This is a genomic window from Streptomyces sp. HUAS 31 (assembly GCF_028198125.1).
Classification (GTDB): domain Bacteria; phylum Actinomycetota; class Actinomycetes; order Streptomycetales; family Streptomycetaceae; genus Streptomyces; species Streptomyces chartreusis.
The window spans coordinates 358,721-372,362 of record NZ_CP116353.1 but is presented as its reverse complement, the minus strand read 5'-3'; the positions used below and the strand labels follow the sequence as shown (position 1 = coordinate 372,362).

The following is a 13,642-nucleotide window of genomic DNA, read 5'->3' as shown; positions in this document are numbered from 1 at the left end:
TTTATTAATATTTGGACGTGTTTGACGTAGGTGACACGCCGCAGCATGCGAGTGACGGAACTGTCGGCACGTCATCCGCCACAGGCGGAGCGGATCTTGTAGAAGGTGCTCAGATACCGGGCGTGGTACGACGCACTGGTGATCCGCACGATCGCCTCGTCGGCCGAGCGCAGCGACGACCCGGTGAGGTTGGCGCTCCCCGTGTACACGCGCGGGGTGGTGGCGCCGTTGAAGTCGCCGTCGATCAGCATCTGCTTGTTGTGCGGACGTACGTCGATGCCGGGTCCGTTGGGAATACGGCATCTGCGGTGCTGGATGCCCGCGGCGTTCAGCCGGCTGGTGATCGCGGAGTCGCTGTCGCCGTAGACGATGTCGATCCAGCAACCCCGGCCGCGCAGCTGCGCCAGTTTGTCGGCGACCTGGCGGCGCGAGCCGAAGAAGCTGTGCGTCACGATCCGGATGGCGGTCCGGTGCTGCAGCCCGTCCGCACCGGTGTAGGCACACGTGACCTCGTCGAGCACGTTGACGACGGTGTCCGTGGCCGGGTTGTTGTACGACGCGTCACCGCGCGGGAAGAAGTAGCCGCGGTAGGTCGAGCCGGTCGGTGTGGAGGCGTAGGCGTTGTTGTCGCCGCGTGCGAGCGTGCGCCCGCGCCGGAGCCGGTCGTGGTAGGAGGCGTAGCCGTTGTAGACCGTGGTGTCCGTGAAGGTGACGGCGTCGTTGAAGGACTCGACCTTGTACCAGTCGGAGAGGTTCGACGAGGTCTGGAACACGACCCTCGAATGGCTGGTGCCGTCGTCGAAGGGCCCGATCCGCGAGAACAGGAAGAACTTGTTGTGGTTGTACGCCGGTTGGGGCGGCGCCACGGCCAGGCAGCCGCGCTGGACGTCGTCCACGCCGTCGGCGTCCTCGAACCGGTCGTCGCAGACGACGATCCAGGACCGGGCGTCCGTATTGGTCCCGAGCGCGGACCTGAGGGACCGGAAGGCCGCGTTCGCGAACTCGGCGCCGTCGGGACCGACGTAGGTCGAGTCGTCCACGACGAGTCTGACGTCGACGCCGCGCCGGTGGGCGGCGATCAGCGCGTTCGCGACCTCTTGATCCACGAACTCGTGCATCGCACCGCGGATCTGCGCCCCGGCCGGCGTCGCCTCGATCAGTCGGACCAGCTGAGTGAAGATCGCCTTCTGCTGCGCCGCCGTGCCCAGCGGGTCGTTGAACACGGGCCCGTTGACTACCGGCTTGGTCAGGGCGGCGGCCGGCGTGGCGCCGCCGATGAGAAGCGCGGTGAGCAGGGACAGGACAGTGGCGACGGCGAGGGACGTGGCACGCGCGGGCAGGAAGATCACTGATCGTGCTTTCCGTGCCGCAAACCGCGACTGTCTGATCGTGCGTCAAATTCACACGGACGGCGCACAGGGCCACGCACCGGATCCGGCGGGGCTCCCTCCCGCGCAGAGAGCGCCCTCGTGCGGTGCGTGCTAGCTCCTGGTGACGTCCTTGACGAACACGATCCCGTCGATGGCGCTCAGGTGGGCCGGGTCGAGGGCGGCGTACCCGAACCAGGGGGATACACGGGGCGCGGGCGATGTGTCGCCGAGGGTGGTGGCCAACTGGGCAGGGTCGATCACGGAGTTCTGCTGCGGGAGGGCGTAGAGCATCCCTTCCATGGTGTCCGGCGGGGGAGTGCCGACCCCGCGGTGTCGGATCGTGCCGAGGGCCGTGGCCACGAAGGCGTAGTCCGCGCCGAGTCGGGCGTTCACCAGCGCGCCGGCGCTCCACCACTCCAGCCGGTCTCCGCCCATCCGCATCGAGCTCTTCTCCCGCTGGAGGTGGCCGTTGTGGGCGTGGACGAACACGGGGCCACGGTCGGCGAGGGCGAGGAGGTTCCGGGCCATGATCTGATCCCGCACGCTCACCAGCCGGGTCAGCCGGGCCGGCGAGGTGTCGGCCATCCAGTGGTGGTAGCGCAACAGACCGGTCGCGGTGCGGGCGTACAGGCGGGCCCGTTCCCATTCCTCCGCCGTGGACTCCGCGAGCAGGTGCGGCATCTGCTCCGCCAGCAGTGCCGCCAGATCGTCGGCGAGCACGCGCAGCTCACCGGCCTCCGCCGATCGCCCGGTGGACCGGGAGGGGTCCATCATCGCGGCGGGCTCGGTCCACCGGTCGTCGGCGCCGAGCAGGCGGTCGAGTGTGTCCGCGGTGCAGGGCAGCAGGTTCGTGTCCACCCGGGCGGAGAGGTAGCAGTGGAGTGCGGTGAGGGCCTGCCTGGGGCTCGCTGCCGCCGTGATCTCCAGCGGGCCGTCGAAGCCGGCGAAGCGGAGCTGCTCGGACGCGGGGCGGCCGTCGTTGTAGTCACGCATCCAGCGCACGAGCTCACGGTTGCCCGCGAAGGCGCCCCAGTCGTGGCTGATGCCCTGCGCCATGGTGTCGTCGAGACTGCCGTTGCCCGAGGTGACGTAGTCGTCCACGAGCAGCCCCATCAGACAGTCGCTCTCGATCGCGATCGTCCGGTAGCCCTCCTGTTCGACCAACTGCCGGAAGAGGTCGTTGCGCAGTTCGAGCAGAGCGTCCTCGCCGTGAGTGGGCTCGCCCAGGGCGAGCAGCCGGGGGCGGGTCGGGACGAGCCTCATCACGGAGGCAGCGTCGACCGAATGGGCGGTGTCCTTGATGTCAGTCGCCATGCCTTCAACGGTATCGTTGAACCTTCGTTTGAAACTTTGCCGCGATATCGTCGGACTCATGGGGCAAAACCTTCAAACGAGTAGTCGGCTCCGGCCGGTCGATCTGGCGCGCGGACACGGTCTGTCCACGCAGGCGGTCAGGAACTACGAGGAGGCCGGCATCCTTCCGGCCGCCGCGCGCACGCCCCACGGCTACCGGACCTACACCTCGCTCCACGCGAGGGCTCTGCGCGCGTTCCTCGCCCTGGTGCCCGGGTACGGCCATCGAACGGCGACGTCGATCATGCGGGCCGTGAATGAGGGGCGCGTCGATGAGGCTTTCCAGCTCATCGACGAGAGCCATGTCCAACTGCTCGAAGACCGGCGCACCCTTCAGGCGGTGGAGAGCGCCTTGCGCGACCTGGCGCCCCGGGCGGCGCCCGAATCCGGTGCCGTGTCCGGGGGCGATCGGGCCGCGGTTTCCGGGGCTGATCCGGCCGCGGTGCCCGCGCCGGGCGGCACCTTCATCGGTCCCCTGGCGGAGGCGCTGGGGATCCGGCCGGCGACGCTGCGCAAATGGGAGCGCGCCGGGCTGGTCCGCCCGCGCCGCGACCCGCGGACGGGGTACCGGGTCTATGACGAGGCGGATGTACGGGACGCCCGGCTGGCTCATCAACTCCGGCGGGGCGGCTACCTGTTGGAGCACATCGCCCCGCTGATCACCCAGGTGCGGGCGGCAGGAGGTCTGGAGCCGCTGGAGGCCGCGCTGTCGGACTGGCACGACCGGCTGTCCGCCCGCGGACGGGCGATGCTGACCGGGGCCGCGGAGCTGGAAGCGTACTTGCGGGAGTGCGACTGACGACCGGGAGTGCGACTGACGACCGAGAGCGCGGCTGACGCTCGGGAGTGCGACTGTCGCCCGGGAGTGCGGCTGATGAGCGGGAGTCCGGCTGACTTGAAACAGGCCCTTTGGCCCACGATTCGACCGGTCCAAACCATTGGCAGTCGCATCGGCGGAGCCCGGCAGTCCGGTGAAACGGTGCTTCCGGCTCTCGCCTGGGCGGCTGAGTCCGAGGCGATGCCTGCGGGCGTTCGTGATCCATCGTCGAGCACACGGTCGAGCGGGATTCAGCCGTCCCGACGCACCTGCGCTTTTGCGTCAGGTTCCGCTGCAAGTACACGAAAGTTCCACGGATACATCACTATTTGACGCGACGAATGCGTCGACGACCGGTCTCTGAGGGGGAAGCCGGCGTCACGCGTGGGGGTGCGTCCGCTCGACGGAGCAGTGCTCACCCCTGCCCGGGGAGGGAACAGCACCGCATGAAGCGGACCTTACGCACCACTTTGCTGACGACGGACGCGCTCATAGCCGCCGAACCGGACGCCGACGGACCGCCGTATGCCCGGATAGACCTGACCCGATCCGACCGCTCCGTGTCCGGGTGGACCCCCTGGTGGACCCCGGCCGCCACAGCGCTCACCTTCACCCTGCCGCAGTCCGCGGCATCCTCCACGGCCGCCGCCGCGGGCTCTTCCGCACCGGCCGGCGACCCGGCACCGGACGCCCGTGTGCCCGAGGGCGGGGCCGAGCCCGCCTCTCCCGAGGGGAGCTGACCGGACGTACCGGCAGCGAGGTCCTGGCCGCCCTTTTCGGCGCGTCGGGTCCTGCATCCCTCCCCACACCTCGGCCGTGGAGCACATCAATGCACGTTCATCACGGCGCGCCACGCAATGCCGCCGCGCGCGTCACCCTGCTCACCGAAGGCACCTACCCGCACAGTCACGGGGGTGTGAGCGTCTGGTGCGATCAGCTCGTCACCGGTATGTCCGACATCGAGTTCGACGTCGTCGCCGTCACCGGCACCGGACGGGAACCCACCGTGTGGGACCTTCCCGACCATGTCCGCAGCGTCCTGTCGGTCCCCATGTGGGGCGCCGCTCCCGGGGGCCGCCCACCGCGCGGCCGGTCGCGCAGGCAACTCGCCGACGTCTACGAGCGGTTCCTGACCGCGCTCGTGGACCCCGGCGCCGAGGGCGGCTTCGCACCCGCCCTGTACGCCCTGGCACGCGCCGCGGCGGCCGACGAGCTGAGCCCTTTCCTGCGGGGCCACACGGCTATAGCGATCCTTACCGCCGTATGGAGGCGCCCCGGGCTGGCGGTGCGTGAGGCGCGGCCGACGCTGCACGACGCGCTCACCGCCACCGCCCTGCTCGAACACGCCCTGCGTCCACTGGCCGCGCCGCCACCACAGGACGGCGTCGCGCATGCCGTCAGCGGCGGCGTCGCAGTCCTGCCGGGGCTCGCGGCACGGGAGCGGTACGAGGTTCCGCTCCTCCTCACCGAGCACGGCGTCTACCTGCGCGAGCGCTACCTCGGCTATCGCACCGCGCCGTACCGCTGGCCGGTGAAGGCGCTGGTGCTCGGCTTCTTCCGGCTGCTGGCGGAGGAGAGTTATCGCCAAGCGGCTCTGATCACCCCCGGCAACCGCTACAACCGGCTGTGGGAGGAACAGGGCGGCGCCGACCCGGAGTCCATCCGCACCGTCTACAACGGCGTCGACCCCGCCGCGTTCCCACCGGCCGGACCCGAGCCGGAGGCGCTCACGCTGAGCTGGGCCGGGCGGGTCGACCCGATCAAGGACCTGGAGACCCTGATCCGCGCCTTCGCCCTCGTCCGGCAGCAACTCCCCGACGTACGGCTGCGGTTGTTCGGAGGCACCCCTCGGGGCGGCGAGGCGTACCGGGAACGCTGCGAGGCCCTGGCCGCCGAGCTGGGGCACGGGGACGCCGTGACCTTCGAGGGGCGCGTCGACGACATCAAGGACGCCTACGCGGCGGGGAACGTGGTGATGCTGTCGAGCATCAGCGAAGGCTTCCCGTTCACGCTGATCGAGGCCATGTCGTGCGGCCGGGCGACCGTATCCACCGACGTGGGCGGCGTGCGCGAGGCCGTCGGCGACACCGGGCTCGTGGTGCCGCCGCGCGACCCCGCCGCCATGGCCGCCGCCGCGCTGGCGCTGCTGGGCGATTCCGAGCGGCGCCGCGCCATGGGGGAGGCGGCACGGCTCCGGGTGATCGAACAGTTCACCCTGCGCCAGACCATCGACACGTTCCGCGCCATCTACCACGAACTCGCCATACCAAGGCCCGAGTCGGCTGCCAGAGTCGTGCTGTCGTCCCCGGCGGTCAGCGGCACGGGGAGACTGACCGGATGAGCGGTCCCCTGTCCCTCGAGCCCGGTGGCGTCGAGGCGGACACGCTTGCGCTGCGGCTGGCCGCACCCCGCCCCCGCCGGGCCCCGGACGACGCCATGCCCGCGAAACGGCTGCCCGGGCGAGGGCCCGAGGAGGAGGCGGTCAGCACGCTGGCCGCCGGGCTCGCCGACTCCATAGCGCCCGCCGTCCATCCCTACGAGGTGGCGGCACTGCTGGAGGCGGAGGGCCTGTCCGCCTCGATGATCAAGGAACGGTACGGGCATCCGAACCTCTTCTCGCTGGCGACCGCGCTGTACGAGAGGGTGCCGCGGACGTACCCCGAGCCGCCGCCGGCGACCGACCTCTGGCGGCCCGACACCCTGCGCTGCCTGCTGCGCGGCGCCCTGTTCGCGCTGCCCGCCCTGGCCTACCTGCTCACCGCACCGCTGTGGCCGCTCGTCCGGCACGCTCCCGTGCTGATCGTGGCGGGCATCGCCTCCTGGGCGTGGGGGCAGGCGCTCGGCCACCGCGCGCACCTGCGGCTGGTGGCGGGACGGCGCGAGGCGTCCGGCACCCTGCTGTCCGGGTCCCTGCTGGGTGCCGCGGTCGCCACCTCGCTCGCCGTGCTGCCCGCCGACAGCGCGCTGGCTGTCGGGGCGGCGGCCGCCCAGTCCCTGTACCTGGCGGCGGCGAGTGTGCTGCTGGTCCTGGCCCGGGAACGGCTGCTGCTGGCCGCGCTCAGCCCACTGATCGCCGGTGCCGTGGCCCTGCCCTGGTGGGAGCCGGGGCCGCAACTGCGCGCCGGGCTGCCCCTGTTGGCACTCCTGGCCACATTGCTGGCCGCCTGCCTCGTCCTGAGAGCGGGCCGCTCCGGCCCGGCTGTGTCCGACGCCGCGCGGCCGAGACTGCTCGCGTCCCTGCCGTACGGCCTGTTCGGACTGGCCGCCGCGGTGCTCGTCATGCTGGAGGGGCGCAGGCAGCCGTACATGGTGATCGCCCTGACCCTCAGCATGGGCCCCGCCGAGTGGTTGCTGTACCGCTACCGCGGCTGGTCGGTCGCAGCACTGCGGGCCAGCGCGACCCCGGTCGGGTTCATGCTGCGCTCGGCCGCGGTCCTCGGCCTGTGCCTGTCCGCCTACCTGCTGCTTTTACTGCCGGCCGCCCTGCTCACCGGCTCCGACCCGGCCACACCGCTGCTGCTCGCAGCCGTGCTGTGGACCGCCCTGCTGCTCCAGGCGTTCGGAGTGGCCTGGCCACCCGCCGTGCTCTGCCTCGCCGCCGCCGCGGCAGCAGCCGTGACCCTGCCGGACCTGCCACCACAACCGGCCGTACTGCCCGCCGCCTGCGCCGTCACCGCCGTCTGCCTCACGGCCTGCGCGATACACCGCCTCGGCCGGCCCTCCCCGCACGCCTGACCCCGCGAACACCCTCGAACGGGCCACAAGCCCCACTGGCACGCCTGACCACAGGAGTGACCTCCGGACGGGCCACACCCGTTCGGCTGTCCGACCACGCCCACGACCCCGATGGGACCGCGGACCGGCACCGCTCGGTGCCGGGTCTCCGCCCTGTCAACACCTACGAAAGGACCAAGAGTTGACCTCCGCGCCGCTCGCCGCCGTCACCGGAGCCGAAGGCTTCATCGGCTCGCATCTCACCGAGGCGCTCGTCGCCTCCGGCCACCGCGTCAGGGCCATGGCCCAGTACAACTCGTTCTCCTCCTACGGGTGGCTGGAGACCCTGCCCGACGACGTCCTGGACCAGGTGGAGATCGTCCTCGGCGACGTACGTGACCCGGGCTCGGTGCGCGGCCTGCTCGACGGCGCCGACTGCGCCTACCACCTCGCCGCGCTCATCGCGATCCCGTACTCCTACCAGGCTCCGCACAGCTACGTGGACACCAACGTCACCGGCACGCTCAACATCCTGGAAGCGGTGCGCGCGCTGGAGATCCCGCGCCTGGTGCACACCTCCACCAGCGAGACGTACGGCACCGCACAGACCGTGCCGATCACCGAGGACCACCCCATCAACACGCAGTCGCCGTACGCCGCTTCGAAGGCGGGCGGCGACCGGCTGGCCGACAGCTATCACGCCAGCTTCGGTACGCCCGTGGTGACGCTGCGGCCGTTCAACACCTTCGGCCCGCGCCAGTCGATGCGCGCGGTGATCCCCACCGTGATCGGCCAGGTGGCGGCCGGGCAGCGCACCATCACGCTCGGCGACCTGCGCCCCACCCGGGACTTCACCTTCGTCGAGGACACCGCGAGGGCGTTCCTCGCCGTCGGTACCGCGCCCGCGGACCGGGTGGTGGGCCGCACCTTCAATGCCGGGACCGGAGGCGAGATCTCCGTCGGTGACCTGGTCGCCCTGATCGGCAAGGTCATGGACGCCCCGCTCGACGTCCGCGAGGACTCCGCGCGAATGAGGCCCGCGGCCTCCGAGGTGATGCGGCTCGTCGCCGACGCCACCCGGCTGACCACGGCGACCGGCTGGCGGCCCGGCGGCACGCTGGAGGAAGGGCTCGCGCGCACCGCGCGGTGGTTCACCGACCCGGCCAACCTGGCCCGCTACAAGACCGGCATCTACAACATCTGACCCGACCGGCACGTACCGCAGGAGGTATGCCATGCACGCAGTGATCCTGGCCGGCGGGAAGGGTGTGAGGCTGCGGCCGTACACGACCGCGCTGCCCAAGCCACTGGTCCCCATCGGCGACCAGCACGCGATCCTGGAGATCGTGCTGCGTCAGCTGTCCACGTCCGGCTTCACCCGCTGCACCATCGCCATCGGGCATCTGGGCGAGATCATCCGCGCCTACGTCGGCGACGGGACCCAGTGGGGCCTGAGCGTCGACTACGCCACCGAGGACAGCCCGCTGGGCACCATGGGTCCGCTGCTGAACCTGCGCGACCGGCTGCCCGAGCACTTCCTCGTCATGAACGGCGACGTCCTCACCGACCTCGACTACGCCGACGTGCTGCGCACGCACGAGGCGTCCGGCACGCCCCTGACCATCGCCACGTACGCCCGCAAGGTGCACATCGACTTCGGGGTGCTGACCACCGACGCCAGCCGGGTGGTCGCCTTCACCGAGAAGCCCAGCATCGACTACCGGGTCTCCATGGGCGTCTACGGCGTCTCGCGGACCACCCTCGACCACTACACCCCCGGACTCCCGCTCGGCTTCGACGAGCTGGTGATGGACCTGCTCGCCGCCGAACGGCCCCCGCACGCCTACGAGTTCGACGGGTACTGGCTCGACATCGGCCGTCCCGACGACTACGACCGGGCCAACGCGGAGTTCACCAGCCGCAAGTCGCTCCTGCTCAAGGGGGCCTGAGGAGAACCATGCACATCCTCGTACTCGGCAACACCGGCTACCTGGGCGCACACGTCGCCGGGCACCTGCGTGCCCTGCCGGAGGTGCGTGTCCTCGTCGCCGGCCGCTCGCACGCCGCCGACATCACCGTGGACCTCGCCACCGACCGCCAGCAGGACCTCGCGGCCCTGCTGGCCGAGGCCGCGCCCGACGCCGTCGTCAACTGCGCGGGCGCGACCGGCGGCGACGCCGTCACCCTCGCGGAGGTGAACGCCCGCGGCCCCGCCGTGCTGTGCGCGGCCTTGAGGGTGGCGGCGCCGGGAGCACGCCTGGTCCATCTGGGCTCGGCCGCCGAGTACGGGCCCACCGAACCCGGTGTGCGGGTCACGGAGTCGGCCGCGACCCGGCCGGCCGGCCCGTACGGCGCGACCAAGCTGGCCGGCACGGTGGCGGTCACCGCGTCCGGGCTGGACGCGACGGTGCTCAGGGTGGGGAATCCGGTGGGCGCGGGGGCCCCGCCCACCGGGCTGCCCGGCCGGGTCGCCCGTCTGCTCGCCGACGCCGGACACGACCCGGACGCTGAACTGCGGCTCGGTGACCTGTCCGCCCACCGCGACTTCGTGGACGCCCGCGACGTGGCACGGGCGGCCCGACTGGCGGTCACGGCCGCCGGTCCGCTGCCGCCCGTGCTGAACATCGGCGGCGGCGGCGACGCCCGCCCGGTCCGCGATCTCGTGCGCCTAATGGCGGAGGCGGCCGGTTTCCGAGGCCGGATCATCGAGGCGGGGTCCGGCGGATCCGCCCGGTCCGCGCAGGTGTCGTGGCAGTGCTCGGACGTCACCGCCGCCCGTGACACCCTCGGCTGGACGCCGACCCACACCCTCGACGCGTCGGCGGCAGCGCTCTGGGCCGCCGAGGGGGTACCCGCGCGGTGAGCCTGCTGATCCCGCTGTACGTGCACCCGGCCGAGGACCCGGGCGCCTGGCACCGGCTCATCACCTGCGCCACCCGCACCTACGCCGTCGTACTCAACCCGGCGAACGGGCCGGGCGAGGCTCCGGACCCGGCGTTCGCCACGGCCGCCGAGGCACTGCGCGCGGCGGGAGCCCGGGTGCTGGGCTACCTCGACATGGACTACGGCGTCCGCGACCCGGCACGGATCACGGAGGAACTGCGCCGGCACCAGGAGTGGTACGCCGTCGACGGATGCTTCCTGGACCAGGCTCCGGCGGCCCCGCGGGCACTGCCTGGCTGCCGTCGCCTGGTCCGCTCCGCCCGCGGGCTCGGCGCCTCGACGGTGGTCCTCAACCCGGGAGTCCACCCCGCGCCCGGGTACGCCCGGCTCGCCGATCTGACGGTCACCTTCGAAGGGCCCTGGTCGAGTTACGTGTCGGACTTCAGCCGCCCCGCCTGGACCGAGCGGTTGCCCGCCGAGCGGCTGTGCCACCTGGTCCACGGTGTCCCGGAACCCCTCGTGCCGCTCGCCGTGCGGACGGCGGGGGAGCGGGGCGCGGGTGTGTGCGGGCCGGTGACGGGGGACCTGCCCAACCCCTGGTCGCGGCTGACGCCCGCGCTGGCGGAGGCGGACCGGTGAGGCGGGCGGTCTCGGCCGTTGCGGCCGTGCTGCTCGCCCTGACCGCATGCTCCGAGGGACCCACCCCCGGCAAGGTCGCTGCCAACGGCGCGCGTTGGCAGCCACGCCCCGGAACGGCGTGGCAGTGGCAACTGAGCGGCACGCTCGACCCGTCCGTCGAGGTGCCCGTCTACGACATCGACGGATTCGAGAGCAGCGCCGACGACGTCGCGCGCCTGCACAGGGACGGTCGCAAGGTGATCTGCTACATCAACGTCGGCGCCTGGGAGGACTTCCGCCCCGATCGAGACGACTTCCCCCGCTCCGTCCTCGGCCGGCCCAACGGGTGGCGCGGCGAACGCTGGCTGGACATCCGCCGGTTGGCGATCCTGCGCCCACTCATGGAACGACGCTTCGACATGTGCCGGGACAAGGGCTTCGACGCCGTGGAACCGGACCTGGTCGAGGGCTACGCCAACGACACCGGCTTCCACCTCACCGCCCACGACCAGCTCCGCTACAACCGCATGATCGCCGAGATCGCACACGAACGCGGACTCGCCGTGGGCCTCAAGAACGACCTGGCTCAAATCCCCCGACTGGTCGGCGACTTCGACTTCGCGGTGAACGAGGAGTGCGCCCAGTACGACGAGTGCGAGCTGCTCGAACCGTTCACCGCCGGGGACAAGGCGGTCTTCCACGTGGAGTACGCCGTGCCCACGTCCCGCTTCTGCCGGACCTCCCGCAAGCTGCGTCTGTCGTCGATGCTGAAGAGACTGGAGCTGGACGCCTGGCGGAAGCCGTGCTGACGCCCGGGTGTCAAGAGGCGTCGGATTCCGGCTCGTCAAGGGTGATCGCCCCGGACGGGCAGACCCCGGCGGCCATGCGCGCGGCCGCGCGGTGAGCGGCCGTCGGCTCGGCTTGCAGCAGGAGCACCCGGCCGTCGTCCACGTCCTGGCCGAAGACCTCGGGGGCGGTCAGGGCGCACATCCCGGCGCCGATGCACCGCCCACGGTCGACGCTCACCCGCGCCGCGTTCATGAGCCCTCCCGGTCCCACGTGACCGGGAGGCTCTTCACCCCGTAGATGTCCGCGGTTTCCGGGCGCATAGCGACCTCCTCGGCCGGCACGGCAAGGCGCAAGGTGGGGAACCGGTCGAGGAGCGCGCGGAACGCGACCCGCATCTCGACTCGCGCCAGCTGTTGAGCGAGGTACTCCTGGGTCGCGGTGGGCCCCTCGACCGGCCGACCATGACGGTCAGCCGGGAGGCCGGAAGCAACAGCGGCCTCAGGCAGCCGTCTTGGGGTCGATCCACAGCGCCTCGGAGACGCCGCAGAGCTCGCCCTCCGCCGTGGCCAGTGCCACGCCCATCGTGTGCTTGCGGCCGGACTCCGACACCAGCCAGGCGTACGAGATGTGCGGCTCACCCGCGACGACCGGACGCAGAACCGTGCCCGTCAGGGACGCGGTGACCGCGCCCGCGCGCAGCGTGCCGAGGAAGCGGCCCGCCCAGTGTCCCGGGCAGTCCAGCGCACCCCAGACCAGCTGGGTCGGGAGCAGTCCGTCCGCGTCGGCGAAGGCGTGGGACGGCGTCCAGGCGGAGGCCACCAGGCCGAGATCCGGCACCGGAGTGCCGTGCACCCGCAGACCGCGGTCGGCGCTGCGCAGACCGCAGCCGAAGCAGTCGACCACACCCGACGGCGGCGCCGCCCGGAACCTCTCGGCCGCCGCGTCCGCCTCGTCCCAGGACGGCGCGGCCGGCACCTCGAGCGGCAAGTCGGCGGGCCGCGCGGCGGCGAGGGGCCGCTCGGCCTCGCCCAACTCCACACCCTCGTCGGTCGTTTCGGCGATCCGCACGGGCACCTCGACCGGCACCGGCCCACGGAAGTCCACCCGAACCGTCCGCGCCCCTGACCGCTCCGCCAACACCCCGGCGATATAGCCCCCGAAGGCCACCTCCGGGTAGCCGACGTACAGCTCGGGCACGACGATCGCGTCACTCGTCGTCATGATCCCCACCTCATCACACCCGAGGACCGTGCCGGCGCCGGCCGACCGCACCGGGGTGACCGTGTCAGGCGTCGGCGACCAGGAGGCGATAGCCGACGTCGATGGAGTCGAGGGCGAGCAGGTCGGCGTACCGGTCGTGCCAACGGCCGGTCGCGAGGTCCTCGGCGAGGGTGGCCAGGCCGGGTGCGAGGGCGTCCTCCCCGGTCTGGGCGAGCATGGAGATTCCGGCGCGCACCTGTGCGTCGAGATAGGCGTGCGGGCGGCGCCAGAACGCCGCGCCGAACCCGTCCGTGCAGTCGTGCGGGACGTCGACGGGCACCTGACGCGCCCCGCCGAGCAGAGCCGTCAGCCGGTCGGTCGGGACGGCGCGGGCGTCGTCGAAGGCGGCGGCCTGGGGAAGGTAGTCGCGCACGAGCCAGAACCGCTCGCGGAAGACCTGCTGATCCCAGGTCAGGACGACGACACGGCGGCGCGCGACCCGGCGTAGCTCGGCGATACCGGCTCCGAGGTCGCTCCAGTGATGGACGGTCAGCAACGCCATCACGGTGTCAGCGGCGTTGTCACGCAACGGCAGTTGCTCGGCGACCGCGCACACGGCCGGTGCGGCTCCAGGTGGGCGCTGGCCCAGCATGACGTGGCTGGGCTCGACGGCCAGAACGGTCTGCGACGGTTCGTAGGAGCCGGTGCCCGCCCCCACGTTGATCACGTCCGCGGCCTCGCCGAGCGCCGCGTGGATCTGCGCGGCGATCCGCGGATCCGGCTGCCGGGTCCGGCCGTACGTCGTTCCGAGCGTGTCGTAGATGGCCATGGCTCCGAGTATGAGACGAAGCCGTCGATCGGGGTGGGCCGCCGGGGCCGCACCCCGACCCGGCGCTGT

At 71.9% G+C, this 13,642-nt stretch carries 14 protein-coding genes and 1 pseudogene; 9 read left to right on the top strand and 6 right to left on the bottom strand.

Features of this window, described 5'->3' with window-relative positions; genetic code table 11:
• Window positions 1-71: 71 nt before the first annotated feature.
• Entirely contained in the window at window positions 72-1,349 is a 1,278-nt protein-coding gene (locus PGH47_RS01670; RefSeq protein WP_271661862.1) for a phospholipase D-like domain-containing protein, read from the bottom strand.
• A 132-nt stretch (window positions 1,350-1,481) separates the two neighbouring features.
• The gene (locus PGH47_RS01665; protein ID WP_271661861.1) at window positions 1,482-2,684 is read right to left on the bottom strand and encodes an erythromycin esterase family protein; all 1,203 of its coding nucleotides are present in this window, start codon (window positions 2,682-2,684) and stop codon (window positions 1,482-1,484) included.
• A gap of 58 nt (window positions 2,685-2,742) precedes the next feature.
• Between PGH47_RS01665 and PGH47_RS01660 the strand changes: the two genes are divergently transcribed.
• The 9 genes from PGH47_RS01660 (at window position 2,743) to PGH47_RS01620 (ending at window position 11,564) form a co-directional block, all read left to right on the top strand.
• A complete protein-coding gene (locus tag PGH47_RS01660; RefSeq protein ID WP_271661860.1) occupies window positions 2,743-3,522 on the top strand; it encodes a TioE family transcriptional regulator in 780 nt (259 codons plus the stop codon).
• A 464-nt stretch (window positions 3,523-3,986) separates the two neighbouring features.
• Window positions 3,987-4,280 (top strand): hypothetical protein, encoded by a 294-nt coding sequence (locus tag PGH47_RS01655; protein WP_271661859.1) that lies wholly within the window; start codon window positions 3,987-3,989, stop codon window positions 4,278-4,280.
• An 89-nt stretch (window positions 4,281-4,369) separates the two neighbouring features.
• A complete protein-coding gene (gene pelF, locus PGH47_RS01650; protein WP_271661858.1) occupies window positions 4,370-5,881 on the top strand; it encodes a GT4 family glycosyltransferase PelF in 1,512 nt (503 codons plus the stop codon).
• A complete protein-coding gene (locus PGH47_RS01645) occupies window positions 5,878-7,275 on the top strand; it encodes a hypothetical protein (RefSeq protein ID WP_271661857.1) in 1,398 nt (465 codons plus the stop codon). The genes pelF and PGH47_RS01645 overlap by 4 nt, the downstream gene beginning before the upstream one ends.
• 181 nt (window positions 7,276-7,456) lie before the next feature.
• On the top strand, window positions 7,457-8,458 hold the full coding sequence (locus PGH47_RS01640) for a GDP-mannose 4,6-dehydratase (RefSeq protein ID WP_271661856.1): 1,002 nt from the start codon (window positions 7,457-7,459) through the stop codon (window positions 8,456-8,458).
• Between the two features lie 31 nt (window positions 8,459-8,489).
• Window positions 8,490-9,203, top strand: coding sequence for a nucleotidyltransferase family protein (locus tag PGH47_RS01635; RefSeq protein WP_107909586.1), 714 nt, complete (start codon window positions 8,490-8,492; stop codon window positions 9,201-9,203).
• Window positions 9,204-9,211: 8 nt separating this feature from the next.
• Window positions 9,212-10,117 (top strand): NAD-dependent epimerase/dehydratase family protein, encoded by a 906-nt coding sequence (locus PGH47_RS01630; protein ID WP_271661855.1) that lies wholly within the window; start codon window positions 9,212-9,214, stop codon window positions 10,115-10,117.
• Window positions 10,114-10,776 (top strand): spherulation-specific family 4 protein, encoded by a 663-nt coding sequence (locus PGH47_RS01625; RefSeq protein ID WP_271661854.1) that lies wholly within the window; start codon window positions 10,114-10,116, stop codon window positions 10,774-10,776. Before PGH47_RS01630 ends, PGH47_RS01625 begins: the two co-directional genes overlap by 4 nt.
• On the top strand, window positions 10,773-11,564 hold the full coding sequence (locus PGH47_RS01620; protein WP_271661853.1) for an endo alpha-1,4 polygalactosaminidase: 792 nt from the start codon (window positions 10,773-10,775) through the stop codon (window positions 11,562-11,564). Before PGH47_RS01625 ends, PGH47_RS01620 begins: the two co-directional genes overlap by 4 nt.
• Window positions 11,565-11,574: 10 nt before the next feature.
• On the opposite strand, the gene PGH47_RS01615 is transcribed toward PGH47_RS01620, so the two are convergent.
• The 4 genes and pseudogenes from PGH47_RS01615 to PGH47_RS01600 all read right to left on the bottom strand — a co-directional run bounded on the left by PGH47_RS01615 (window position 11,575) and on the right by PGH47_RS01600 (window position 13,573).
• Window positions 11,575-11,796, bottom strand: a complete 222-nt coding sequence (locus tag PGH47_RS01615; protein ID WP_271661852.1) for a ferredoxin — start codon at window positions 11,794-11,796, stop codon at window positions 11,575-11,577.
• Window positions 11,793-11,966, bottom strand: a pseudogene (locus PGH47_RS01610) (cytochrome P450); the annotation flags it as partial. The pseudogene PGH47_RS01610 and the gene PGH47_RS01615, both read right to left, overlap by 4 nt.
• A 76-nt stretch (window positions 11,967-12,042) precedes the next feature.
• Window positions 12,043-12,765 (bottom strand): hypothetical protein, encoded by a 723-nt coding sequence (locus PGH47_RS01605; RefSeq protein ID WP_271661851.1) that lies wholly within the window; start codon window positions 12,763-12,765, stop codon window positions 12,043-12,045.
• A gap of 64 nt (window positions 12,766-12,829) precedes the next feature.
• Window positions 12,830-13,573: a class I SAM-dependent methyltransferase gene (locus tag PGH47_RS01600; protein ID WP_271661850.1), complete on the bottom strand. Its 744-nt coding sequence runs from the start codon at window positions 13,571-13,573 to the stop codon at window positions 12,830-12,832.
• Window positions 13,574-13,642: the final 69 nt, after the last annotated feature.

Coding starts and splice junctions, on each gene's coding strand:
- PGH47_RS01665 (WP_271661861.1), bottom strand. CDS start 2,684: ATGGCGACTGACATCAAGGACACCGCCCATTCGGTCGACGCTGCCTCC.
- PGH47_RS01660 (WP_271661860.1), top strand. CDS start 2,743: ATGGGGCAAAACCTTCAAACGAGTAGTCGGCTCCGGCCGGTCGATCTG.
- PGH47_RS01655 (WP_271661859.1), top strand. CDS start 3,987: ATGAAGCGGACCTTACGCACCACTTTGCTGACGACGGACGCGCTCATA.
- pelF (WP_271661858.1), top strand. CDS start 4,370: ATGCACGTTCATCACGGCGCGCCACGCAATGCCGCCGCGCGCGTCACC.
- PGH47_RS01645 (WP_271661857.1), top strand. CDS start 5,878: ATGAGCGGTCCCCTGTCCCTCGAGCCCGGTGGCGTCGAGGCGGACACG.
- PGH47_RS01635 (WP_107909586.1), top strand. CDS start 8,490: ATGCACGCAGTGATCCTGGCCGGCGGGAAGGGTGTGAGGCTGCGGCCG.
- PGH47_RS01630 (WP_271661855.1), top strand. CDS start 9,212: ATGCACATCCTCGTACTCGGCAACACCGGCTACCTGGGCGCACACGTC.
- PGH47_RS01615 (WP_271661852.1), bottom strand. CDS start 11,796: ATGAACGCGGCGCGGGTGAGCGTCGACCGTGGGCGGTGCATCGGCGCC.
- PGH47_RS01605 (WP_271661851.1), bottom strand. CDS start 12,765: ATGACGACGAGTGACGCGATCGTCGTGCCCGAGCTGTACGTCGGCTAC.
- PGH47_RS01600 (WP_271661850.1), bottom strand. CDS start 13,573: ATGGCCATCTACGACACGCTCGGAACGACGTACGGCCGGACCCGGCAG.